The sequence below is a fragment of the Phormidesmis priestleyi ULC007 genome, assembly GCF_001895925.1.
Lineage (GTDB): Bacteria > Cyanobacteriota > Cyanobacteriia > Leptolyngbyales > Leptolyngbyaceae > Phormidesmis_A > Phormidesmis_A priestleyi_A.
The window spans coordinates 58,529-80,762 of the sequence record NZ_MPPI01000004.1 but is presented as its reverse complement, the minus strand read 5'-3'; the positions used below and the strand labels follow the sequence as shown (position 1 = coordinate 80,762).

The 22,234-nt window shown below is 48.5% G+C and carries 22 protein-coding genes; 12 read left to right on the top strand and 10 right to left on the bottom strand.

The features are described 5' to 3' along the window. Window positions 1-56 precede the first annotated feature (56 nt). Window positions 57-335, top strand: coding sequence for a Uma2 family endonuclease (locus BRW63_RS05335; protein WP_083582723.1), 279 nt, complete (start codon window positions 57-59; stop codon window positions 333-335). 10 nt (window positions 336-345) lie between these two features. Here BRW63_RS05335 and BRW63_RS05330 read toward each other — a convergent pair whose 3' ends face one another. Then, complete coding sequence (locus tag BRW63_RS05330; RefSeq protein ID WP_073069878.1) at window positions 346-1,581, bottom strand: DNA double-strand break repair nuclease NurA; 1,236 nt, start codon at window positions 1,579-1,581, stop codon at window positions 346-348. 363 nt (window positions 1,582-1,944) lie between these two features. Here BRW63_RS05330 and BRW63_RS05325 point away from each other — a divergent pair, with 363 nt between their 5' ends. Continuing rightward, window positions 1,945-2,541, top strand: coding sequence for a hypothetical protein (locus BRW63_RS05325; protein WP_073069877.1), 597 nt, complete (start codon window positions 1,945-1,947; stop codon window positions 2,539-2,541). Between the two features lie 8 nt (window positions 2,542-2,549). Here BRW63_RS05325 and lipB read toward each other — a convergent pair whose 3' ends face one another. Beyond that, complete coding sequence (lipB, locus tag BRW63_RS05320) at window positions 2,550-3,239, bottom strand: lipoyl(octanoyl) transferase LipB (protein WP_073069876.1); 690 nt, start codon at window positions 3,237-3,239, stop codon at window positions 2,550-2,552. 238 nt (window positions 3,240-3,477) lie between these two features. Here lipB and hpf point away from each other — a divergent pair, with 238 nt between their 5' ends. From hpf to BRW63_RS05305, 3 genes are all read left to right on the top strand, one after another. Beyond that, entirely contained in the window at window positions 3,478-4,125 is a 648-nt protein-coding gene (gene hpf, locus BRW63_RS05315; RefSeq protein WP_073069875.1) for a ribosome hibernation-promoting factor, HPF/YfiA family, read from the top strand. Window positions 4,126-4,515: 390 nt separating this feature from the next. Then, a complete protein-coding gene (locus BRW63_RS05310) occupies window positions 4,516-6,579 on the top strand; it encodes an elongation factor G (protein ID WP_073069874.1) in 2,064 nt (687 codons plus the stop codon). A gap of 384 nt (window positions 6,580-6,963) precedes the next feature. Continuing rightward, window positions 6,964-7,386: a DUF1824 family protein gene (locus BRW63_RS05305; RefSeq protein WP_073069873.1), complete on the top strand. Its 423-nt coding sequence runs from the start codon at window positions 6,964-6,966 to the stop codon at window positions 7,384-7,386. A gap of 4 nt (window positions 7,387-7,390) precedes the next feature. Here BRW63_RS05305 and proC read toward each other — a convergent pair whose 3' ends face one another. The 5 genes from proC to pipX form a co-directional block, all read right to left on the bottom strand. After that, complete coding sequence (gene proC / locus BRW63_RS05300; RefSeq protein WP_244913163.1) at window positions 7,391-8,329, bottom strand: pyrroline-5-carboxylate reductase; 939 nt, start codon at window positions 8,327-8,329, stop codon at window positions 7,391-7,393. Continuing rightward, complete coding sequence (locus BRW63_RS05295; RefSeq protein WP_219898351.1) at window positions 8,238-8,849, bottom strand: cell division protein SepF; 612 nt, start codon at window positions 8,847-8,849, stop codon at window positions 8,238-8,240. Before BRW63_RS05295 ends, proC begins: the two co-directional genes overlap by 92 nt. A 298-nt stretch (window positions 8,850-9,147) precedes the next feature. Continuing rightward, entirely contained in the window at window positions 9,148-9,354 is a 207-nt protein-coding gene (locus BRW63_RS27570; RefSeq protein WP_106253937.1) for a hypothetical protein, read from the bottom strand. A 452-nt stretch (window positions 9,355-9,806) separates the two neighbouring features. Next, on the bottom strand, window positions 9,807-10,505 hold the full coding sequence (locus BRW63_RS05290) for a YggS family pyridoxal phosphate-dependent enzyme (RefSeq protein ID WP_073069871.1): 699 nt from the start codon (window positions 10,503-10,505) through the stop codon (window positions 9,807-9,809). Continuing rightward, window positions 10,505-10,771 carry a transcriptional coactivator PipX gene (gene pipX, locus BRW63_RS05285; RefSeq protein WP_073069870.1) on the bottom strand — a complete coding sequence of 89 codons (267 nt, stop codon included), beginning with the start codon at window positions 10,769-10,771 and terminating at the stop codon, window positions 10,505-10,507. The genes BRW63_RS05290 and pipX overlap by 1 nt, the downstream gene beginning before the upstream one ends. Before the next feature lie 106 nt (window positions 10,772-10,877). Between pipX and BRW63_RS28760 the strand changes: the two genes are divergently transcribed. Further along, a complete protein-coding gene (locus BRW63_RS28760; RefSeq protein ID WP_143162010.1) occupies window positions 10,878-11,114 on the top strand; it encodes a C2 domain-containing protein in 237 nt (78 codons plus the stop codon). Here the strand turns inward: BRW63_RS28760 and BRW63_RS05280 are convergent. Beyond that, complete coding sequence (locus BRW63_RS05280) at window positions 11,089-12,135, bottom strand: fatty acid desaturase (RefSeq protein WP_073069869.1); 1,047 nt, start codon at window positions 12,133-12,135, stop codon at window positions 11,089-11,091. The genes BRW63_RS28760 and BRW63_RS05280 overlap by 26 nt on opposite strands. 264 nt (window positions 12,136-12,399) lie before the next feature. Further along, window positions 12,400-15,438 (bottom strand): hypothetical protein, encoded by a 3,039-nt coding sequence (locus BRW63_RS05275; protein WP_073069868.1) that lies wholly within the window; start codon window positions 15,436-15,438, stop codon window positions 12,400-12,402. A 402-nt stretch (window positions 15,439-15,840) separates the two neighbouring features. Here BRW63_RS05275 and BRW63_RS05270 point away from each other — a divergent pair, with 402 nt between their 5' ends. From BRW63_RS05270 to BRW63_RS05245, 6 genes are all read left to right on the top strand, one after another. Further along, on the top strand, window positions 15,841-16,086 hold the full coding sequence (locus tag BRW63_RS05270; protein ID WP_073069867.1) for a hypothetical protein: 246 nt from the start codon (window positions 15,841-15,843) through the stop codon (window positions 16,084-16,086). 69 nt (window positions 16,087-16,155) lie between these two features. Further along, window positions 16,156-19,260, top strand: a complete 3,105-nt coding sequence (ppc, locus tag BRW63_RS05265) for a phosphoenolpyruvate carboxylase (RefSeq protein WP_083582721.1) — start codon at window positions 16,156-16,158, stop codon at window positions 19,258-19,260. A gap of 65 nt (window positions 19,261-19,325) precedes the next feature. Continuing rightward, window positions 19,326-19,874, top strand: a complete 549-nt coding sequence (locus tag BRW63_RS05260) for a Uma2 family endonuclease (RefSeq protein ID WP_073069865.1) — start codon at window positions 19,326-19,328, stop codon at window positions 19,872-19,874. A gap of 189 nt (window positions 19,875-20,063) precedes the next feature. After that, on the top strand, window positions 20,064-20,780 hold the full coding sequence (locus BRW63_RS05255) for a DUF4145 domain-containing protein (RefSeq protein WP_073069864.1): 717 nt from the start codon (window positions 20,064-20,066) through the stop codon (window positions 20,778-20,780). A 399-nt stretch (window positions 20,781-21,179) separates the two neighbouring features. After that, window positions 21,180-21,413 (top strand): DUF2281 domain-containing protein, encoded by a 234-nt coding sequence (locus tag BRW63_RS05250; RefSeq protein ID WP_073069863.1) that lies wholly within the window; start codon window positions 21,180-21,182, stop codon window positions 21,411-21,413. Next, window positions 21,413-21,835, top strand: coding sequence for a type II toxin-antitoxin system VapC family toxin (locus BRW63_RS05245; RefSeq protein WP_073069862.1), 423 nt, complete (start codon window positions 21,413-21,415; stop codon window positions 21,833-21,835). The genes BRW63_RS05250 and BRW63_RS05245 overlap by 1 nt, the downstream gene beginning before the upstream one ends. Window positions 21,836-21,917: 82 nt before the next feature. Here the strand turns inward: BRW63_RS05245 and BRW63_RS05240 are convergent, their stop codons facing one another. Further along, window positions 21,918-22,160 carry a hypothetical protein gene (locus BRW63_RS05240; protein ID WP_073069861.1) on the bottom strand — a complete coding sequence of 81 codons (243 nt, stop codon included), beginning with the start codon at window positions 22,158-22,160 and terminating at the stop codon, window positions 21,918-21,920. Window positions 22,161-22,234 lie beyond the last annotated feature (74 nt).

Below are 22,234 nucleotides of genomic sequence, written 5' to 3'. Positions count from 1 at the left end.
ACTGACGATCGCAGGGCCATCATTTACTTGTCCTTGAGAGCCATTGAATTTTTGCTATGAATCTGACTACCATTGAGAATCTAGACTGTTTAGCGATCGAGGTTTTGTCTCCGGGGTTAGCACATGAACAACGTGACAGAGAAGCCAAACTAAAGCTCTATGGTTCCAGAGGTGTACAAGAATACTGGATTCTCAATTGGCAGTTGCAACAAGTGGAAGTGTATCGCCACCAGCAGGCAATGCTCAAGCTTGTAGTGACATTGTTGGATGACGATCGATTAACCTCACCACTGCTCCCTAATTTCACCTGCCCAATATCTTGCTTCTTCCTTTAATCCAAGATACTCAGGCAATACTGCCGCGTTTGCGAGTTTCTTTATAAGATGTGCCCACATTTCGTAAACCTGCCCGGATCATTTGTTGTTCTAGTAATGCAAAGAAACGAGAACGATCGCCCCCTCGCACCACTGCCTGATTATGTGCCTCTGCCAACGCGACTGGATAGCCATACCCTTTCTGAACTTGTGCCAGCGTCAGACTTAAAGCTGAATCTAAGAGTTGTTTATCATGCGCGACCCAAGCGGGAACTTCAACACGAGCGATCTCGCTGCCGACATTCACATAGCAAAAGTGGATCGTGTGTTCACCATACAAATCTAATATTTTGGCAGAACTGCGCCAGAGTGGGCTGCGCTGTCCGGGTTCTAAAAGCTTTGCCCAGAGGGCGGTGTCTTTGAGCGGATCGAGAACTTGGCAAGGCGGACGTTCCGTTTTTCCGGCGCAGTGAGTGCCACAGTCAGGAGCCAGATAAGGACAGGTTTGCAGTCGTAAAAAATTCAATGCTTCGCCACTGCGAGACGCGCTGATATACCCCACTAAAGGGACGCGGAGCGATCGTAACTGATCCCATGCTTTGAGAATAGGTGTGAGAATCATATCTCTCGCTTCGTGAGGCATCGGCTCTAAAAACCAGTGAATTAAAGAGCCATCGACCATCGCCACTGATGGATGAGCAATGAAGGAGGGTTGAGTTGAAAGGCTTCCCTGTTGGCGCATTTGCAGCCGTCTCCCTTCGTCATTGAGCGCACTGGCAAGCTCTGCTAACATCGTCGTCTCGGAAGCGGTGCGGCGATAGCCCATCCATTCCTCGGTGCGAATGCCCCACTGACGAGAGACATAGAGATCTTCAGGGCGATAAAACACTTCGGGAAGGCTGTCTAAAAGCGGCAGTTTGCTTTGACCGTAGTGCAAGACAATTCGCCCGACATTGATTAGATAGCAGTAGGCGATCTCGTGGTGACTGGGGGCAATTTGAGAGCCATCTGTGGCGATCGCCGTGTGCGCCACCGGGGCCGCGCTGATATCGAGGTAAGTATCAAGAGGCTCGATCGGAGTGGCAGCCGTGAAGATCATCCGATCGCGCCAAGTTTCTTGAAGTTCGACTAATTCGTCTTGGTGCGATCGAGCTTGCTCAATCAAAAACTGGGCGCGTTCTAATCGCTGCCGAGTTGCCACTGCTTCGACGGTAAGATGTTGGCTAATGCCCTGCATCTGCTGCGCGAGTTTTGTCAGATCAAGCATGAATTTGCGTAGTGTCTCACCAATAGCATACCTGCTTCGATTATGTAGTCAAACCTTCAGCAAATAATTCATCAAACTTCAGCATTGTATTTTTTCTTAAATCAAAATTTTACTGCGTTTCCAAAATTGTAACCTTACTGATCATTGAGCTATTAACTCATTTGGAAACTGAACACTCTATTTCTAAGGATATAGTGACCGTGTTTCTGTAGAAGGAGACTCAATCAATTGTATTTTTTAGTGCGGAACTGACTGTCTGAGACATGTGTCTAATAGAGTAGATGAAAGTACTATTTTTGAAATCTACGAATACAAAACAATCGGCTCGATCGACGAGAAAGTTTTCTCAATAAAAACCCTCCAATGAAGAACCCTCACTTTCTTATTATCAGCGTTTTGGTGCTTGGCTGGATGTCAGGCTGTAGCTCGATTCAGAATTCAGAACTTCGAGACAGTCGTGCATCACCTAACCTACAAACCAGCCCGGTTCCGACTCCCTCTTTAACGACTTCACCCCAAGCCAACGCATCACCTAATCGGCAAACCAATACGGCTCCGACTCCCTTGTTAAAGGCTTCACCTCAAGCCAACAGTTCTGAATCTGAGGATGCTGCTGTGGTCATTCAGCGTTATTACGATGCCATTGATCGCCGGGACTATGAGCAAGCCTACCGCACCTGGCAAGACAACGGATCAGCCAGCCATCAAACCTTTGAAACGTTCAAAAATGGCTTTGCAGAAACGGCATCTACTCAAGTCAAGATTGGCGAACCGAGTCAAGTAGAAGGTGCAGCAGGTTCGCAATATGTCACGGTTCCGGTGACGCTAACGGCAACGATTCAAAATCGAACTGTTCAACACTTTAAAGGAACTTATGTTTTGCGACGATCGCTCGTAGATGGAGCCTCAGACGAGCGATCGTGGCACATCTACTCTGCAAAGCTAGTTCAAACCGAGTAGAACAATGTTTATAGTCCACCTGTTTGAGTAGGGACTAGCTTCACGCCAAACACTTCTGCGAATGCGATCGCGACTTCTTGGCGCACTTGCTCGATCGTAATATCAGGGACAAATTGCGCCAAACTGCCCACAGGCTTATCAGGAATGCCACAGGGAACAATGCGATCGAACCCCTCTAAATCAGGGCAGACATTCAGCGCAAAGCCGTGCATAGTGATCCAACGGCTGACCTTGATGCCGATCGCCGCCACTTTTCGCCCAGCCACCCAAACACCTGTTAACCCCGAAATGCGCGTTCCCTCTAATCTATAAACGGCAAGCACTCGAATAATCACTTCTTCTAATTGCCGTAAATACCAGTGCAAATCTTTGCGGTAGTGCTGCAAGTTCAAAATCGGGTAGCCAACCAACTGCCCCGGACAGTGATAAGTCACTTCACCACCCCGCTCAATGCGATGTAGTTCATACTCAGTTTGAGCCAAATTAAACTTAAGAAATTCTGTAGTTGCACCCTGTCCTAATGTGTAAACAGGCGGATGTTCTAACAGAATGAGAACGTCATCTAGCTTAGGGTTGAGTTTACGATCGCTCACCAAACATTGTTGCCAGGCCCAGGCTTCTAAGTAAGGCACTAAGCCTTTAGTTTCTAGCAGACAGCAGCGAGTAGAAGCAGAGTTAACGGGCGCAAAAAAATCCACAAAAGGCGATCAAAGGTATCAATCCAATCGGGTGAACTCTTACGTTTTTGAGCCGCTTTCTAGTGTGCAACAAAAAGCAGTAAAAATCAAGTGGAAATCACGTTAACTTTAGTAGGAATCCCATCAGATTTAGTCAAGAATTATCAAGGGATGCAAAACATTTTGAAGGAGGTCTGTTTGCCAAGATACAAAGTGTTAGGGTAAACACAACACCCAAAACTTCAGGGGAGTCGCTTTTATGAAGCTTGTCATTCATGGCAAAAACATCGAGATTACTGATGCGATTCGTGAGTATGTCGACCAAAAAATTGAGAAGGCAGTCAACCACTTTCAAACGCTTACAACCGAGGTAGATGTGCATTTGTCAGTCGCCCGCAACCCTCGAATCAACCCCCAACAAATTGCTGAAGTCACGATTTATGCCAACGGTACGATCGTTCGTGCCGAAGAAGGGAGCGAAAGCCTCTACGCCAGCATTGACCTTGTAGCTGACAAGATTGCTCGACAACTCCGCAAATATAAAGAGAAGCGCTTTGACAAACGTCACGAAACCCTCAAAGCTGAGGAGAGTCTCAGCGACCAGCAGCCTGTCGTGACGTTGGCACTCGATCGCACTCCCGAACTTCCCCCCACGGTGGTGCGAACCAAGTATTTTGCGATGCCACCCATGACGGTTGAAGAAGCAATGGAGCAGTTAGAACTTGTCGATCATGATTTCTATATGTTTCGCAATGCTGAAACCAACGAGATTAACGTGATTTACGATCGCAATCACGGCGGCTATGGAGTCATTCAACCTCGCAACAACAATGGTCATACTCATCACAATGGCAAAAATGGCAAAGCCAATCACTCTGTTTCCGAGCGAGAAAGCTTTAAGGTTTAGTTAGATTTGGTGAGGGCGAATGCTATTCGCCCTCACTGTTGTTGATGCCTAGATTCAAGAAAGGAAGCTGCGATCGCTGCAATTCACGAGCCACTTTCTTAAGAAAAAAGGATGTTTTGATTAAGTTCAAGTTCGCGATTGGATAATTCAAATCTATCAGTTCTCACTCAACAAAGCTGAAGGTTGATTGACCCTCACAAAGGGTTTGCGAAAATTACTGGCTGACCGATCCGGGGAATAAGGATAGTCTTCTTCTAAGCTTAATAACGTGAACCTCTACAACTCCTTAATCCAATTCGGATAACGAGAGATTTCGCCAATCAATCGCTCAAACCCTGCTGATTTTAATTGGCAGTTCATCATCTATTACTCTTGATCAGGAGGAATGTTATGAGCGATAGACTATCATCGGGTTCTCGAAGCATTGCGATCGTAGGGCCCTACTTAAGTGGAAAAACAACGCTATTAGAAAGCTTATTGTGGGTGACTAAAACCACGTCTCGCAAAGGCACTGTGCTTGATAAAAACACCGTTGGCGACAGTGCCCTAGAAGCCCGCGATCGCCAGATGAGCATTGAAGTTAACGCCGCCAGTTTTGAATATGGCGGCGTTCGTTTTTCGATTCTTGATTGCCCTGGCTCGATCGAGTTTGCTCAAGAAACCTACAACGCGCTGATTGGTGTGGATGCGGTTGTGATTGTGTGTGAACCGATCGTCGATCGCGTCCTCAATCTTGCCCCGCTGTTCAAGTTTTTGGATGATTGGGAGATTCCCCATCTCGTGTTCATCAACAAAATGGATCGCGCCGATATCGATTTCATGCAAGTGTTAAAAGCGCTGAAATCAATTTCTAGCCGTCCGTTAGTGCCGCATCAATATCCGATCGGGCAAGGCGAAAGCCTGACAGGATTTATTGATTTAGTCACTGAGCAAGCCTACCATTATCATCCGGGTGCGCCTGCCGATCTGGTGCCATTTCCTGAAGAGCTGAAAGCGCGAGAGCAAATTGCCCGATCAGAGATGTTAGAAACCCTAGCCGATTTCGATGATCACCTACTAGAAGAACTGCTTGAAGAAATCAATCCGCCTCACGAAGAAATCATTCAAGACTTGAAGATGGAACTGGGCGCGGATTTAATTGTGCCTGTGTTTGTGGGATGCGCTGATCGAGATTTTGGCGTTCGTCCTTTGTTAGAAGCTTTATTGCGAGAAGCGCCCGACCCTGAAACTACCGCAGAGCGGCGCGGAATTGTTCTCAATGACAGTGCTCCGATCGCCCAAGTGCTCAAAACCTACTATACGCCTCAAGGCGGAAAGCTTTCACTCGTGCGGGTTTGGCAAGGCACAATCCACGATGGCGCAGTGCTGAATGGGGTTCGGGTCGGCGGACTCTATCGTCTGTGTGGTCAACAACAGCAGAGTTTGCAAACGGCTCAGGCAGGTGAAATCGTGGCACTCGGACGTATGGAGGGCATCAAGACGGGCGACACGCTCACCAGTCTAGAAGCTCAAAACGCCGCTGAATTGCCCAGAGCCGAGCAAATGGAACCTGTTTACGCGCTGGCAATCAATGCCGAAAACCGCAATGACGAGGTAAAACTCACAGGTGCCCTTGCCAAATTGTTAGAGGAAGATTGTTCGCTGCACTGGCATCAGCACGGCGACACTCACGAAATCATTCTCTCAGGTCAGGGCGATATTCATCTGCAAGTTGCCCTCGATCGCTTACGGCGCAAATATAATTTGCCGATGTCTACTCATCAGCCCCAGGTGCCCTATAAAGAAACCATTCGCAAAAAGGCAACCTCTCACGGACGCTATAAGCACCAAACGGGCGGGCACGGACAGTTCGGCGATGTCTATCTCGACATTCAGCCGATGACTCGCGGCGAAGGCTTTCAGTTTGCTGAGACGATCGTCGGGGGTGTGGTTCCCCGGCAATATATTCCGGGCGTTGAAACGGGCGTTCGAGAATATCTAGCACATGGACCCCTCGGCTTCCCGGTGGTCGATGTGGCGGTGACTTTGACCAATGGCTCCTATCACAGCGTTGATAGCTCTGAGCAAGCGTTTAAACAAGCAGCGCGATTGGCAATGCAAGACGGGTTGGTTAAGTGCGAACCTGTGCTGTTAGAACCGATCGTGCGAATCACGCTTTCCATCCCGACTGATTTCACCTCAAAAGTGCTGCGGCTGGTAAGTGGTCGGCGGGGTCAGATTTTGGGCTATGACGCTAAAGCCGATTGGCACGGCTGGGATGAAGTGTTAGCGCTTTTGCCCCAGGCTGAAATGCACGATCTAATTGTGGAGCTACGATCGTTAACGATGGGCGTAGGCTATTTTCATTGGGAAGATGATCATCTGCAAGAAGTGCCCGATAAATTAGCAGAACGGGTTTTGCAGTCATCAGCTAACGGGAATAGCAATGGAAACCACAACGGAAAATCACGTTAATTAAGTTGCTCATTTCCTAAGAATCGTAAGGGCATGGCACTGCCGTGCCCATTGACAGGTGCGATATTAGACTTCCTGCACAAATTACTTCGCCCGTACCCTAGCTCTCTTCCTACTGGTGAAGAAGTGCAGATTATTTTAGGCAATCGAGTGGTCGCCAGCCCCGTAAATTAAAGTAGCCAACACAGAAATCCGCTCGTTTTGCAGTTTTAAGAGTTTCCTGCAAAATGGGCAACAACTTCAGTTCAATGTTGTCAAAGATTCGTGGCACGATAAATCTTGGTTAGACTACTGCACCTCAAACTACAACACTTTCTCCGACCTTTTCAAACTAGACTCAAACCACGATAGACTCTTTCTCGCGACCTTCATCTCTAATCACCGATGTCTTTTCAAGCTTCCACCAATCTGACTGCACAAGAAGCACAAGAACTTCTCAGACAATTTATCTGTCTCGATCGTGAACCTTCTAGCCCTGACTTGGAGTATGCGATCGTGCGAGAAGCCTTAATTTTAGTCGTCGATCGATCCGACTTTCAAATTTTTGGAATTTGCACCGATAGCATAGCGCAAGGACAACAAGCACTTCACCGTTATTTAGCGGCATTAGGCCGCGACGAAAGACCAGAGGCTGTGCCCATTACAGATGGCGTTGTCTATATCAAATACAATCCCAAAACGGGACGCTGCCACGCAGAACCTTACACAGGCAAGCATCGAGGCGTGTTGATTTCTTGTCAGTCTGCTTACGACGACGACATCAACGAGACTTTTGGACATTTACCGATCGACCTGTTTGATGTCTAGATCTTCAGGATTTCTGTCCCAATTCTTTTGATCGCATCCACGCCGCTCTCACGGCTTCAATCACTGCCGATCGAAAGCCAGACTTTTCTAACGCAGCGATCCCCGCGATCGTTGTCCCCCCTGGACTGGTGACGCGATCTTTGAGTTCGCCAGGGTGAATGCCTTCTTCTTGCAACAGTTGAGCCGTTCCGCGCACGGTTTGCAGGGCAAGCTTCATCGCGATCGCTCTCGGCAGTCCAGCCGCGACCCCGCCATCTGCTAACGCTTCAATCATTAACGCCACATAGCCAGGGCCCGATCCAGAAAGTCCGGTCACAGCGTCCATCATCGACTCTGGCACTTCTACCACTTCGCCAACGGTTTCTAAGATGCGTCGGGCAAGTTCTAAATGGTGAGCTTGAGCGTGTTGACCTGCGGCGATCGCCGTGATTCCTGCTCCAACGGCTGCTGGAGTGTTTGGCATCGCCCGAATCACTGGCTGTCCTGGAAATGCCGATTCTAAAGTCTTGAGAGGTGTTCCTGCCAGAATTGAGATCACTAAGGTTGCTGGATGGCGATCGTGTGCCGATAAACTAACCGCAACTTGCTCAAAGACTTGGGGTTTGATGGCTAGAAAGAGTACCTCGATCGCGTTTGCAGCCAAACGATTTTCACCTGTGACCTGCACACCATACTGCTGCGCCAGAAACTCCTGCCGCTTGACCTGTGGCTCACTCACCACCATGTCATCGGGCAAATAAACCTGCTCAACGACAAGACGGGACAACAGAGCTTCCCCCATCATCCCGCCGCCAATCATTCCAAATTTAGTAGACAAATCAGTCCCCAAAGTTAATGATCCCTGCACCCAATTATTGAGCCGCTCTGACTGGCTCGGCTGCCCATGCAGGAGTTGGGGCTGCGGGACGTGCGGGGCGTGCAGGCTGAGGTTGAGGCACTTCATGAATCACACCCGTTTGAGTGCTGACCTGAACACAGCTAGGCGTGAAGAGGAAGATGCTTTCGCCGATGCGCTCTTGATGACCATCGATCGCGTAGGTGCCACCTGCCACAAAATCAACCGCTCTTTGCGCTTGATCAGGGTCCATGATCGTCAGATTCAACACAACTGATTTGCGTTCGCGTAAAGCTTGAATCGCTTGGGGCATTTCTTCAAAGGTGCGGGGTTCCATCACCACAACTTCTGAGATACCGTTGGCGGCTCCGGGCATTCCAATGACGTTGTTCATGCTGTTGTTGCTCACACCTGTTGCAATAGGGGTTGTTTCGGGAGTAATGGCGGCGCGATCGCGGAACCGTTGACGACGAGCACGGCTTTCTTCATCGGCGATCGGGGCAGGAGCCGGATTCTCTTCTTGATAAAGAGTTTGATACTCTTGTCCATCCATTTCGTCATACTCGTATTCGTAGTCCACTTGTTCGTTCAAGCCCACAAAATCCCGTAGTTTACTGAAGATATTCACGATTCAAGCTCCATCACGACTTCAATTGGGTGTACTGGCAAAGCAGTTTTGATCAGAGAGTAGCCAATGTAGCTAAACTCAGTTTTTAGTTAAACGAGGGAAATAAAACTTCGAGCCAATATCTTTGCGCTTAATTTAAGAATTAAGGTTTCGATTTGCGACTCAGGAAGCTTATCACAATTACTGTTTAGAATTTATGAATAAACAGTATACATCTAGTTCGCGAAATTGAAAGCCCCATAATTTTTTCTTTCAATCTCAGACGCTATTGTATCGGGTGGTTTAAAAATTGAACCAGTCAATCGCTATTTTTTACACCCGATCGCCCTAGATGCACCGCAAACCCTTGTATATCGCCTCTCCATAAAATAGATATCGAACTGGATTGCAGGTGATTACTGCTCATAAAGCCGCCAGCGATCGCTGAGAGGCTAACGATAAAACGGGGTTCTAAAGCGACACCTTGCTCGTGCCTGACTAACACAATCAAGGCTAGTTTCAACATTGCAGAAGTCAAAGTTGTAATTCAACATTGTCTTGAAAAATGCAGGACGATAAATTAAGTTTGTCTGAACTTTTTGAACTAGCTTGAAACCTCAAGTCTGTCGCTTTTTTCGCTAAAAGTTCAATCGAAATTAGCCATGATGGGTAATTAAGATATCACTTTTCATCACATCCAACACTTTTTTTAGAAAAAGTTCAGAAAGCCTCTGTAACCCATAACTGAAAACACTTCGGTTGATAGTAGGTAGTTTGTAAGCCAACGACTATCGTCAGTTAGTTACCGATACAGAAGTGTTTGTTACTACCTATCTAACCGCATTTACTCGCGATGTTACTTACTACATTTCCGCTCTATTCAGTTATTTGCCCTTTAAAGTAGGTAGACAGTTTTCCTCAGATGTGGGAACACCGAATCGAAATCTTAGCCTAAAAGGGGCTGAGGGGCTAGACCTCTCACTCGTCAGGCTTGACTTTCAAATCCCCGAATAATATCCGTCCGGGTCGAATTATAGTGGCTCCCGCTTGGACTGCCAATAAATAATCTTCGGACATGCCCATTGAGAGTTGATCTAGGTAGAGTCTCCGTACATTTTGTTGTTGAATTTTAACCGCAAGTTCGCGAGTTCGCACAAAAAGATCAAAAATTTCTGTAGCGCTCAGACCTAGAGGCGCGATCGTCATCAATCCTCGAATCTGCAAATGCTCACAATCGCCCAGTTGAGGCAGGTCAGCCCATAACTCTGGTTCCGTCCAGCCAAACTTATTGGGGTCGGGGAGCAGTTTAACTTGCAGACAGATTTGAGGCTTTTGGGGGCGATCGGCCGCAAGTTGATTGAGTCGCTGCGCCAGTTTGAGACTATCGACTGAATGAATCCACTGAAATTGCTCTAGGGCTTTTTTTGCCTTATTAGCTTGCAGATGACCGATCAGGTGCCAGGTGATATCAGGAAGATCGGCGAGTTGAGCTTGTTTAATCTCAGCATCTTGAATGCGATTTTCACCAAAATCACGCAGACCAGAGGCGTAAGCAACCCGCATCGCCTCAACCGAAACTTGCTTAGTGACTGCAACCACCCGAACGCCATCGGGAACAGTCTGACAAAATCGGACAATTCGATCTCTTAGTAGATCAAAATCAATAGCATCAATCATCAAAACGTGCGTTTGTGAATCACCTGAAGCTGATCGTACTCCTTAGATAAGCCAGTTCGACGCAGCATTCGCAGACGGTTTTCGACTAGCACTTTAGCCTCGGTGCGGTTGATTGGCTCAAATTCAATGCCATCGGAATCGTTTGATGCGACAAAAAAGAGGCGCTGGGCATAGAGTGTGCTGAATAGCTCTCGCTTTTCTTCTACCAAACACACTCTGAACAGCAACCCAAACGTAGGGTGATTTAGATAGGTCTCAGTGCTCATTCAGACTTGGCTCGACAGGATATCTAGAGGGTGTGATTTAAATCAGTCGATTTGAGGTGAATAACAAATTGTAGTAAATATATTGAACTTTGGAAGTAGTAGGGGCTTGGTTCGTTCTAATATCGCGCTATGGAAGCTAAAAACAGTATTTTTTGTAGCAGACATAACAGATTATAAATGTACACTGCATGGCATCATGAAGCCGTTTATAGCTGTGATCGACCCGCATTTACAAAAAGCAAAAGCGCGAAACTGGAGTCCTGCTGCCAGATTTCGCACTTTTTTGAGTCAGTCAACTGCGATCGCCAATCCCACAATCACCGCTTGCCCTGATAATCCTTAAAAGATTGATAGGCAGATTCTGGGTGATATAGATGGCACTGATCCGTAATCTGCTTCATCAGCTTCCAGGAAAAGCGATGCTCTTGCAGCGAACTGCCCCACGTCTTTTGCAAGCTGCGATGGGCGAGTCGCAAATTATAAGACGGAATCGCTGTTGAGAGATGGTGAGGAATGTGAACGTTAATGTGATGGCAGAGAAACTCAACCCCAAACGGATATTCACAGTGAACGGTGCCAAATAGCTGCGCTTGCGCCTCATCCCAGTCTTCTGGCTCAGAGAAGTGGATGTTGGGCAGCGTGTGGTGCACCAGGGTGAAGGTGCTCATCCAAAAGTGATAAATTAGCCAGGGCAACAGCCAAAATTTGACAAAGCCCCAAACTCCCGTCGTTGCAATTAGCGTTGGAAACACGATCGCCGCAAACACAGCAACAACCGCGATCGAGACTTTCACTTTGGGGCGATCTTTTGGCTCATATTGCGACAGATCGAAGTGAACAACTCCCCAGTGCAAAATCGATGCCAGCCACCACAAACGACCTCGCATATGTCGATAGCCCACGCGTCTGACGATGCCAAACTCGTCATAGTCTTCGGGGCGGAAAGGCTGCCAGGCATTGTCCACATCCATCTTATTGGTGTGAGTGTGGTGGGTGTTGTGCAAAAGTCGCCAGCCGTGAAACGGGTAGATCAGCGGTGCCATAAAAATGTGACCCACTAGATCGTTGACCCATTTGCGCTTGGCAAACGATCGGTGCCCACAGTCGTGAGCGATCACAAAAAATCCGGTGAGGGCAGTGCCCGTAAACACCCAGGCGAAAGGGAGTAAAAACCAGGGAGATGCTTGAATCGCCCAATAGCCTAAACCCACCATCAAAACGTTGACCAGCACCATCGTCCAGGCTTTTCGCCTATTACGCTGAAAGCTTTCGCGGGGTAGGGTTTTAAGAATATCCTTGAGACGGAGCTTTGAATCAGTGAGATCGAGAATCGTGTTCTGAGGCTGGACGGTCAATGCTGTCATGAATTGATTTTTTCCTCCGAGTAGTGTTCGGAACGCAAACAAAAACCTGCCTAGCTGTGAGCAGGTCTTTTCCCAACGATTTAGTAGTGGACACGATCGCACCCTAAACAGACAAATTTCTTCAGAAATCTATCCTTAGCTAGAAGCAATGCAGTGTTGTTTGTAACAAAACCTTAATCGTTATATCACAATTCGATAACGCTCTGTCGAAAATTTGTTAAGTCGAGGTGCGATTACCCATCCAAACCTTTTGGCAATAATTAATCAACGCTTTGCCCAAGGAATCAAAGGATCTTTTGCAATGTGATTAGCCACTGCAAAGGCTCCGTAGCGGTTGAGATGGCTGGGATCAGAGAAGAAATCATGCTCGGTTTTCCATTCTTCAGCCAAATTGCGGTAGGTGAACCCTAATTCAGCAGAAGTGCGGAGCATATATTGCTGGAAGGCTTGCTCGTGGTTTCGACGCACTGAGTCGAGATATTCCCCCGACAAGGGGAGATTGATAAACACCAGAGGAATTTTTTGCGATTGCGTGAACGCGGCTAAAGAGGCGATCGCCGCAGACTGCCTGCCCTCTAGTCGAAAATCAGCATAGTCACTGTCACTATTGCCCGCTACTCTAGAATATTTCTGATAATAAGTTGCCGGATTAAAGCGATTTGAAATCGGCAAAAAGCCATTGACATCGATTAACCCCTGTCCGTCTTGAGAAATGGTCAGGTCAGTGTCTTGCTCAGAGTTAGGATGGGATTTGAATCCAGAGGCGACTCCACGCTGGAACAGTGTTTTAAGAGATTCTCGCTGATCGTAAGTGCTAGAAAGATTTGCCAATGATTGATTTAGCCAGGTGTTGACGGTTTGATAGCTGTCCGCCACGACTGAGTTAGTGGACGAAATCGTGCCTAACGAAGTTGTTACAGACGACTCAGGTTCAGGAGGCGTTGGGGCAGAGGCGATCGCCGATGACGAATCGATCGGAATCTTTTTAAAGCCTTGGGAGACGGCGATCGCGTTGTAGGTGACATCGACCCTCCCACTGTTAATCGCGCGTGAGCCATCTGCCCAAATGATCAGCTTTGGCATCTTTTCGGCAGGTAATAATCGACGCACAATCAAATCCACTACTTGAGCAGTCGCCCCGTTCACGCCAAAGTTGAAGATCTTTAAACCGGGATAGCCTTGTGCCGCCAATGCTTGCTGTAACGCAGCGGGATCGATGCCTCGCATGGCTCTAGAACTGCCCACCACCAAAACATCAGGAGCGCCTGATTTCTCAATATATTGACGATAGAGAACCAGCTTTTCATCAAGTTGACGAGCGTTAAACGTCGGATAGGGCGATCGAGTCGCGTCAACCACAGCTTTTTGCTGAAGTTGAGCCGCCGCCAGCGCTTTAGCAGTGGGTGCCCCCGTGATCGCAGGTGTTGGACTCGGATCATCCGTCGAAAGCACTGTCTGCCCCGACTGGGTAAAGCCAGATCCATTAAATGCGTCGCCGCGACCAATGCCAGGTTTTTGAAGCGAGATTTGAGGCAATGTGATCTCATCCGAGATAACTGGAGCCGGAGACACAGTGGCGATCGCAGTCGGCTTTGGCTCAGTTTTTGGCTTGAGCAGTTGCCCCAAAATCCAATCAGATTGCACCGTCAGCAATAGACCGAGCGTGCCCCACACCAACGCGAGTTTAGTGTTTTGAGCCATTCTCGGTTTTGCGTCTAGCGATCGATGGCTCGGAGTCTCCACGACGAATAGCTGCGATCGCGTCAAAATTCCCTGCATTGATTCGAGCAGTCGATTTAAGGCAACTCGCAGATCGTCAGCAGTCAGGTCAGGTCGCCGCGTCAACTCGCCCGATTCCGTTAGCAAATCGCCCACATATTCATCTGAGGCAGCAAACTCTGGAGTCGCAGCAGGCACGATGCGATCGCGAAACCCAAAATCAGCCCCATAGCTCCAAGCGGGTCGGGCTTGTCCGGCTCTGCGTCCATAAATTCTTACCCCAGCAACACCCGGAATATCGAGTGGCTTAAGGAACCGAGCGATCGCCGTTCCGACCCGATTTTGAGGCGGACAGAGCGGCGCATCCGCCATGATATGCAGGAGATCTTCTTTTTGCCGCACCTGAATGCGAATGCCGCCTGTGGCAAGTTGGCGATCGAGATCGGGGTTAAGCAACCGACTCAGCAAAAACGCGATCGCGGGAATGTCTCCTTTTTCTGCCAGCCAATGAGTCGAGTCTGACAAAGCAGGGTGAATTGAGGCAGGCAAATTGAGCCACTCAACCCAAGCAGGGCTATCAGGTTCCGAGGGTTGAAGTTTAGAGGAATCAGTGGGAGCTTCAACGCCATAAACGGCGGCAGATTGAATGCCTTGGGGGGCGATCGTCTCTAACAAAAGCTTGATTGCGGCAATGACTCGTCTCTGATCGGGCGCATTCTCCCCCACGCACGAGATATGAAGGGTTGTGTCTTTAAGCGTTGCAGAGGCGTGAATCTGCTGATCGAACGTGCGATCGAGGAGCCGAGAAATTGCGGCGGGGTCACCCCATCGCGCCCACGCTTTGAGCATCTCATCGGGAGGAGTTAGATCGACTCGCAGCGTCCAATCAGGCTGAAGCTCTCCATGAACTTGGCTAAACACGATCGCCGATTCAAACCCAGTTAGCTCTAAATCTCGCAGTTTTTGAGCGATCGATTCCGCCATCAGCGACGCATCAGGGCTGTAGGCAGACTCACACATCACCCAGAGACGCGAGTGGTCTAATTCACCATCTTTTGACGGAATGGTTTTTACACTAGCTCGAACCGCCACCCCTAAACTATTGAGCGACTCACTTAAATAACGAGCGATCGCGTCCGGTCGCCCCTGTTTTGCGAGTCGAATATTGGCGATCGCGAGTGAAGAGCTTGGAGTGTCATCGGTCAGACTGACAGATCGCGCCGGGACTTTTTGCAGCTTTTCTAGATAGCGATCGATCTGATTGAGATAAATCACCTCTGCCCAATCAGGGTGAGGCTGACCCAGCACCCGACCATAAAGCAAAACTTGATAGACTTGAGGCTGATCATCTGCAATAAAGCGCTCTAAATTCGTCTTGGCAAGCGCTTGAACGACGCGAAGTAACAGCGGCGATCGGGGCGGACAAGTCTGACCTTCACACAAAATATAGAGATTATTACCCCGCGACCGCACCTGCACACGCACCTGCGGCGAGTCAATGACCTGCTCAAGCCACTGCACCAAACTGAGTCTGGTTTCTGCTGGTTTTATTGAAGACGGCGGGCGCTCAGGTACGTTCAACATCAGAAGCGGAATTCCTTGTGGTAGGGACGACTCGTTTCGCTCTCTAGATTTGATAGGGTAAACAAAAGTTGACGAATCAAGTTAAAAACGGGTTAACAACTTAGGCTCTAAATTCATAAACTTGCTAGGCTAAATATAATGCATGAGTAGACGCACAGAACTGCGATCGATCTAAGCTCTGAAGAGCGACATGGCGCTTTCTGCTGCTTCTGATCGGGCAATTCTATCCTCCCTAGCTTCAAAATACGGCGGCTTTTGTCGTTTTCAGACTGAAATCTTAGAGATTCTAGTCTAAAAACGTAGAATCATGACCATTTACTAAAAAATTGAACCTGAATTTAGCGGTTTCGACAATCTGATTTAAGACGCTTTGACGTTCAACTGTTTATTTGAGCAGCCTCTATGGAATCTTCTGATCAAAAAGTTTCTCCGATCGAGCCTTCTAGTTTCGGCTTAGATTCTGAAGTCTTAATCGGACTGGTGGCATTGCCAGTGCTGGCAGGTATGGTCGGAGTCCGAGCTTTAGCCGAGGGGTTACGCGAACTCGGATCGCTGAGTGAAGAAATCTTTCGGGGCGATCGTCTCCCGATCTTAGAGTTCAATTTGCCAACGGCTGAACGCTCCTCCGATACAAATTATACGGATTGAATGTTTCGCGACTATTAGGATTGAATATTTGCCCGTAAAATTATTGAGTATCTCTGCTGGAACCGCTTTATGAGTTCGACCCGCCCCTCTCCCGAAGAATCCTCCTCCAGAATCGCTACAGAAGCGAACGCAGTGTCAGCTATGTCATCAGATGATATCGGAGTGTTTACCTCTGACCTCTTTCTTCGCCATCGTCTCAAAATCGTAGAAGATCTGTGGGAAGCGGTTTTGCGCCAGGAGTGCGGTCAAGAACTGGTCGATCTGCTTAACCAATTGCGCGAGATGTGTTCGCCCGAAGGTCAAGCAACGACTTTTGCCGAGTCAGACGTGCTGCAAGTGGTCGAAAAGCTCGATCTCAATGAGGCGATTCGGGCGGCTCGGGCCTTTGCCCTTTATTTTCAACTGATCAATATTGTCGAACAGCACTACGAGCAGCGAGATCAGCAGCAGCAATATCGGGCCGCTCGTGAAGCAGCGCCTTCGTCAAATGTCAAGCATGATTACGGTCAATCGCCTGAGACGACCTCTAGCCTAGAAGCCGATTTGCTTGAAAAGAGTATGCACGAGAGCAACCTGCGGCGAGAAGTCGGGACGTTTCACTGGCTCTTTCCTAAGCTCAAGCGGCTCAACGTGCCACCTCAGCAGATTCAACGGCTGATTGATCAGCTAGACGTGTGGCTCGTGTTTACGGCACACCCGACCGAGATTGTGCGTCACACCATTCGCGACAAGCAGCGCCGCATCGCCAAGATTTTGCGAGAACTCGATCGCGTCGAAGACAACCTCAAATCAATGGGGCTTTCTTCTTCCTGGGAAGCTGAGTCACTGCGAGATCAACTCACCGAAGAAATTCGCCTCTGGTGGCGCACCGATGAACTGCACCAATTTAAGCCCACCGTCCTCGATGAAGTCGATTACACGCTGCACTACTTCCAAGAGGTGCTGTTTGACGCGATTCCTCACCTCTATCAGCGCTTAAAGCAAGGGTTGCATTCTTCATTTCCAGGGATGCAGATGCCCCGCTATAACTTTTGTCAGTTTGGCTCGTGGGTGGGTTCCGATCGTGACGGCAACCCTTCTGTCACGCCTCAAGTCACTTGGCAAACCGCCTGCTATCAACGGCGCATGGTGCTAGAAAAATATATTCAGTCGCTTGATCGCTTGATCGATTTGCTGAGTCTGTCTTTGCACTGGAGCGATGTGCTGCCCGACTTGCTGGAATCGTTAGAGCAAGACCAGCAGCGGATGCCCGATGTCTATGAGCAACTCTCCGTTCGCTATCGTCAAGAACCCTATCGCTTAAAGCTGTCCTACATTCAAAAGCGGCTGAGAAATACGCTGGTTCGCAATGAGCAGATGTATAACAGCGATCCACTTCCCCAAGAGATTCCTGAATATGACGAAGCGATCGTTTACCGTACTGGCGAAAATTTTCTCGCAGAACTGCGGCTAATCCAGCGTAACTTGTCTGAAACTGGACTAAACTGCCGCGATTTAGATCATCTGATCTGTCAGGTCGAAATTTTTGGCTTTAACCTGGCACACCTCGACATTCGGCAAGAAAGCACTCGCCACGCCGACACCCTCAACGAGATTGCCGACTATCTCCAGGTGTTGCCCAAATCCTATAACGAGATGTCAGAGTCCGAAAAAACCATTTGGCTGGCAACCGAGCTTCAGACTCGCAGACCGCTGATCCCGGCTGAGTTGCCCTTCTCAGAAAAAGCGCGGGAAACGATCGCCACCTTCCGCATGATGCGAAAGCTCCAGCAAGAATTTGGACTCGACATCTGCCGCACCTACATCATCAGCATGAGCCACGATGTCAGCGATATGCTCGAAGTCTTGCTGCTCTTAAAAGAAGCCGGACTCTATGACCCCGCAACCGGGGTGAGCACTGTGCAAGTGGTGCCGCTGTTTGAGACGGTCGAAGATCTGCTCAAAGCGCCTTCTGTTTTGACAGAGATTTTTCAGCTTCCTTTCTATCGATCGATGCTGTCAGGCGGCTTTGCACCGCCTGAAGAGGGAGCGATCGACAAACCCAAAGACACATCCACGATTCTGCACAGCGTCTCATTGCAGGAAGTGATGTTGGGCTATTCTGACAGCAACAAAGACTCTGGGTTTCTCAGCAGCAACTGGGAAATTCACAAGGCCCAACAAGCGCTGCAAGACATTGCTGACCAGCATGGGGTTGCTCTACGAATCTTCCATGGTCGCGGCGGCTCGGTCGGTCGCGGCGGCGGCCCTGCTTACGAGGCGATTTTGGCGCAGCCCGGTCGCAGCGTCAACGGGCGGATCAAGATTACCGAACAGGGCGAAGTCTTGGCATCGAAGTATTCTCTCCCAGAGTTAGCATTGTTCAACTTAGAAACCGTGACAACTGCTGTGATTCAGGGAAGCTTGTTGCGAACTGGGTTTGACGACATTCAGCCCTGGCACGAGATTATGGAAGAGTTGGCAGCAAAATCGCGGACTCATTATCGGAGTCTAATTTATGAACAGCCAGACTTTATTGATTTCTTTCATCAAGTCACCCCGATCGAGGAGATCAGTCAACTCCAAATCAGTTCTCGACCTGCCCGTCGCGGTGGCAAGAAAGATCTGTCAAGTCTGCGAGCAATCCCTTGGGTGTTTAGCTGGACTCAAAGCCGCTTTCTGTTGCCTTCTTGGTATGGAGTCGGAACCGCCCTGCAAAGTTTTTTAGAAGATCATCCCGAAGAACACTTGAAATTACTCCGCTACTTCTATCTCAAATGGCCATTCTTTAAAATGGCGATCTCAAAAGTTGAAATGACGCTCTCAAAGGTTGATCTGCAAATTGCAGGGCACTATGTGAGTGAATTAACTCAACCCGAAGATCGCGAACGATTTGCGCCCGTTTATGAACAGATTCTCAGTGAGTATTACCTGACGCGCGAACTGGTGCTGACGATTACTGAACACAAGCGTTTGTTAGACGGCGACCCAGAATTGCAGCGATCGGTACAGCTTCGCAATGGCACGATCGTGCCGCTCGGATTTCTGCAAGTCTCGTTGCTCAAACGCCTCCGTCAACACAAAACATTTGCAGCGGCGGGTGTGGTGCGATCGCGCTACAGCAAAGGCGAACTGCTGCGGGGCGCACTGCTCACCATCAACGGCATCGCCGCCGGAATGAGAAACACAGGCTGATAAGTTGGTATGCGATACGAGGTAAGCATCAGATCATATAGACACTCATTTCATAGGTGAGCGCTATGACTATCACTCTCGCTAAATGGGCGCTTGATGAGTATCACCAGATGATTAATGCTGGCGTTTTACTCGATCGACAAGTTGAGTTCTTGAATGGGGAAGTGGTCGAAATGTCGCCGGAAAGTCCTGAACATGCGTATCGGAATACGACATCAGCGGACTTACTCCGGCGAAAATTGGGTGATCGGGCATGGGTTCGAGACGCAAAGCCGATTACGCTGCCGGAGGCTGTTTCAGAACCGGAGCCAGACATTGCAGTGGTGGAGGCGCTGGGTGAGGTCTATGCAACCCGTCATCCCTATCCAGAAAATGTTTATCTATTGATCGAATATGCCTATTCCAGTCTAGCCAAGGACACGGATGCAAAACGCAAGCTCTATGCTCGATCGGGGATTCAAGACTACTGGGTGATTAATCTCAAAGATCGCCACGTAATCGTCTATCGCAATCCGCAGAATGAGGATTATCAGTCGGTAGAGAGGCTGACTCAAGGGACGATCGTGCTTTTGGCATTTCCTGATGTAGAGATTTCGGTTAATTCCATACTGTGAAGAGTTAGAGAGCGATCGCCCACGATGATGCGGTGTTGATCTCGCTGAAGAGGTTGTCGATCGCGGACGCGGTAGCAAAGGCGAGTTAAGGTAGCTAGACTAGCTGATCTGTTGGCGCTCAGAGTTAAATTTCTTCAAGTGATCTGTGAGGTGTATGAGAGTTACTAAAGCAGAATTACAGGTTTTGGTATGCAAGAAAATTTAGAAACAGTTCGCAGGGAAATACTACCGTGGGCTGGCGACTCTGTAGTTGCTTTTTACCTTGAAACTCATCCCTCCTTTCCATACAAGGAGCAGTTTGCAAAGCTTTTTGTTGAGGCTTATCATGCTTATCTTTCAGGATGTTCACGCGCCTCAATTATTGTCGCTGGCGAAGCTTTATTAAGAGCAATTTACGACCAAATAATTTGCTTGGTTGCAAAGGGTTATAGCGTTGAAATCTTCAAAGCTAGAGGACGCTCAATTCATTTGGAAGAAGGAACATCGGTAGCTACTTTACATCAGCTCACTGATGAATGTTCATTTCATGCAGCCATAAAAGCCCTCGGTCAATTAAATATCTACTCGCAAGATTTGATCAATAAAATGCGAGTGGTTAAAGATCTTCGTAATAGAGCAACCCACGGCGATTTTCCTCTTTTTGATGAATGGGACCCTGATGATCCACGTCCCAGAGAGCAGTTGCGGCAAATCCTTTCTGATCAAGACTTTGAGTTTCCTGAAGGGTATCGCTTTCTTCTCGATAGAGACGGTGCTGACTGGTTCACTATTGACCTACGCGAATACAAGTGTCGTTCGCTGAAGTCCTTGGGAACCGCAGATCGTTTCGCTGTAATTCAGTACCTTCTTGTACTTGAAATAATCTCAAAACTGAAAGACGCTTCTACATTAAACAAATCTGTATGACGCAGTATCAAATCAGTACAAAGCCGAGAACCCGCTTGGGGAATACTCCAACTTAGTTATTTTGCGACGATCGGGAGACTTCTCGCTTCGTTTGAAATTGAGCCGCGCAACCACTCATTATTATGCTGTCTTAGATTATTCATGGCGACGTGGTTGAGAAGTTACGGTGAAGTTGCAGGATAAGTTGCTCTCAGTTCCCAACGATCGAGAAAGGTTTAATGTTGTAGGTAAGGCTAATTCTTCAGCACTCTTGAATCACGATCGCCGTCAAAATTAGAGGAGAAACAAATTCTCGTAAGTGACTCGGCACGATCGACGAGGCTGTATTTGGCATTAGCTTTTACAATTCTAGAAAGCTAGAAGTTAAACCAATGAACATCCACATCAGGAGAAACACCCATGCCCCAAATCGAAGAACAAGTTCTAGAGCATCTCCGCACCCTTCCCAGCAAACAACAACAAGAAGTCCTCAACTTCGTTTTATTTCTGAGTCAACAGCGACAAAATAGCCTCACCCCAGTCACTCCACCCCGTTCCTTCGCTGTTGCCGCCCAGCACTACATCGGCTCCTTAGACGGTGGGCCATCCGACTTGTCTACAAACCCGCAATATATGGAAGGCTTTGGAGAATAATGAGCCATCCAGTCCTACTAGACACAGGTCCGCTAGTTGCTTCTCTGAAAGCCCAGGATCAGTTTCATGCTTGGGCGGTTGCCGAACTTGATCGCGTCCCATCCCCCGTCATCACCTGTGAAGCCGTCATCACAGAAGCCTGCTTCCTGTTGCGAAACACACCTTCTGGAGAAGCTACTATTCTCGCCCTCATCGCCGACGAACTCATTCAAATGCCCTTGCGAATAGAAGATGAAGCGATCGCTCTGCAAACCCTGCTGACCCAATACCGCTCCGTCCCCATGTCCCTTGCCGATGCCTGTCTTGTTCGCCTTGCCGAACTCTATCCCGACAGTCCCATTCTCACTCTCGACAGCGACTTTTACATTTACCGCAAACACAAGAACCAAGCAATTTCCGTCATTGCTCCAAGCACCCCGTAAACTGACTTTTAAAGGCGAAGCATCGATCGAAATGCTTCACCCTTATAATTATTGGCCTACAGATATAATTTCCTAATCGTCCTCATTTAGAGGGTCGCCTAGCATTCCAGGCGGCTCCTGCTCCTGCGCCGACTCCTGCAATCATTCCGGTTGCCATTCCTTCTAGCGTTTTGACGATCGGGTCTTGAATGAGGCACTGATTAGTCAGCACCTTTGCCTGCAAACATTGACTACTTTCCGCCCAGCTAGCGGTTCCGCCTACAATCACACCCGCAGTACTGCAAAGCAAGATTAACAAGAAGGAACGATGTTTTTTTATACCCATGGGTTGATGACAAATCGCGACACTACAAGATCAATTCATTCTAATTTGCCCATTTACCGGATCGGTTTTAACAC

Excerpts from the sequence above, each read along its gene's own strand:
- BRW63_RS05335 (WP_083582723.1), top strand. The coding sequence starts at position 57 with ATGAATCTGACTACCATTGAGAATCTAGACTGTTTAGCGATCGAGGTT.
- BRW63_RS05330 (WP_073069878.1), bottom strand. The coding sequence starts at position 1,581 with ATGCTTGATCTGACAAAACTCGCGCAGCAGATGCAGGGCATTAGCCAA.
- BRW63_RS05325 (WP_073069877.1), top strand. The coding sequence starts at position 1,945 with ATGAAGAACCCTCACTTTCTTATTATCAGCGTTTTGGTGCTTGGCTGG.
- hpf (WP_073069875.1), top strand. The coding sequence starts at position 3,478 with ATGAAGCTTGTCATTCATGGCAAAAACATCGAGATTACTGATGCGATT.
- BRW63_RS05310 (WP_073069874.1), top strand. The coding sequence starts at position 4,516 with ATGAGCGATAGACTATCATCGGGTTCTCGAAGCATTGCGATCGTAGGG.
- BRW63_RS05305 (WP_073069873.1), top strand. The coding sequence starts at position 6,964 with ATGTCTTTTCAAGCTTCCACCAATCTGACTGCACAAGAAGCACAAGAA.
- proC (WP_244913163.1), bottom strand. The coding sequence starts at position 8,329 with ATGAAGTGCCTCAACCTCAGCCTGCACGCCCCGCACGTCCCGCAGCCC.
- BRW63_RS27570 (WP_106253937.1), bottom strand. The coding sequence starts at position 9,354 with ATGTTGAAACTAGCCTTGATTGTGTTAGTCAGGCACGAGCAAGGTGTC.
- BRW63_RS05290 (WP_073069871.1), bottom strand. The coding sequence starts at position 10,505 with ATGATTGATGCTATTGATTTTGATCTACTAAGAGATCGAATTGTCCGA.
- pipX (WP_073069870.1), bottom strand. The coding sequence starts at position 10,771 with ATGAGCACTGAGACCTATCTAAATCACCCTACGTTTGGGTTGCTGTTC.
- BRW63_RS05280 (WP_073069869.1), bottom strand. The coding sequence starts at position 12,135 with ATGACAGCATTGACCGTCCAGCCTCAGAACACGATTCTCGATCTCACT.
- BRW63_RS05275 (WP_073069868.1), bottom strand. The coding sequence starts at position 15,438 with ATGTTGAACGTACCTGAGCGCCCGCCGTCTTCAATAAAACCAGCAGAA.
- BRW63_RS05270 (WP_073069867.1), top strand. The coding sequence starts at position 15,841 with ATGGAATCTTCTGATCAAAAAGTTTCTCCGATCGAGCCTTCTAGTTTC.
- ppc (WP_083582721.1), top strand. The coding sequence starts at position 16,156 with ATGAGTTCGACCCGCCCCTCTCCCGAAGAATCCTCCTCCAGAATCGCT.
- BRW63_RS05260 (WP_073069865.1), top strand. The coding sequence starts at position 19,326 with ATGACTATCACTCTCGCTAAATGGGCGCTTGATGAGTATCACCAGATG.
- BRW63_RS05255 (WP_073069864.1), top strand. The coding sequence starts at position 20,064 with ATGCAAGAAAATTTAGAAACAGTTCGCAGGGAAATACTACCGTGGGCT.
- BRW63_RS05250 (WP_073069863.1), top strand. The coding sequence starts at position 21,180 with ATGCCCCAAATCGAAGAACAAGTTCTAGAGCATCTCCGCACCCTTCCC.
- BRW63_RS05245 (WP_073069862.1), top strand. The coding sequence starts at position 21,413 with ATGAGCCATCCAGTCCTACTAGACACAGGTCCGCTAGTTGCTTCTCTG.
- BRW63_RS05240 (WP_073069861.1), bottom strand. The coding sequence starts at position 22,160 with ATGGGTATAAAAAAACATCGTTCCTTCTTGTTAATCTTGCTTTGCAGT.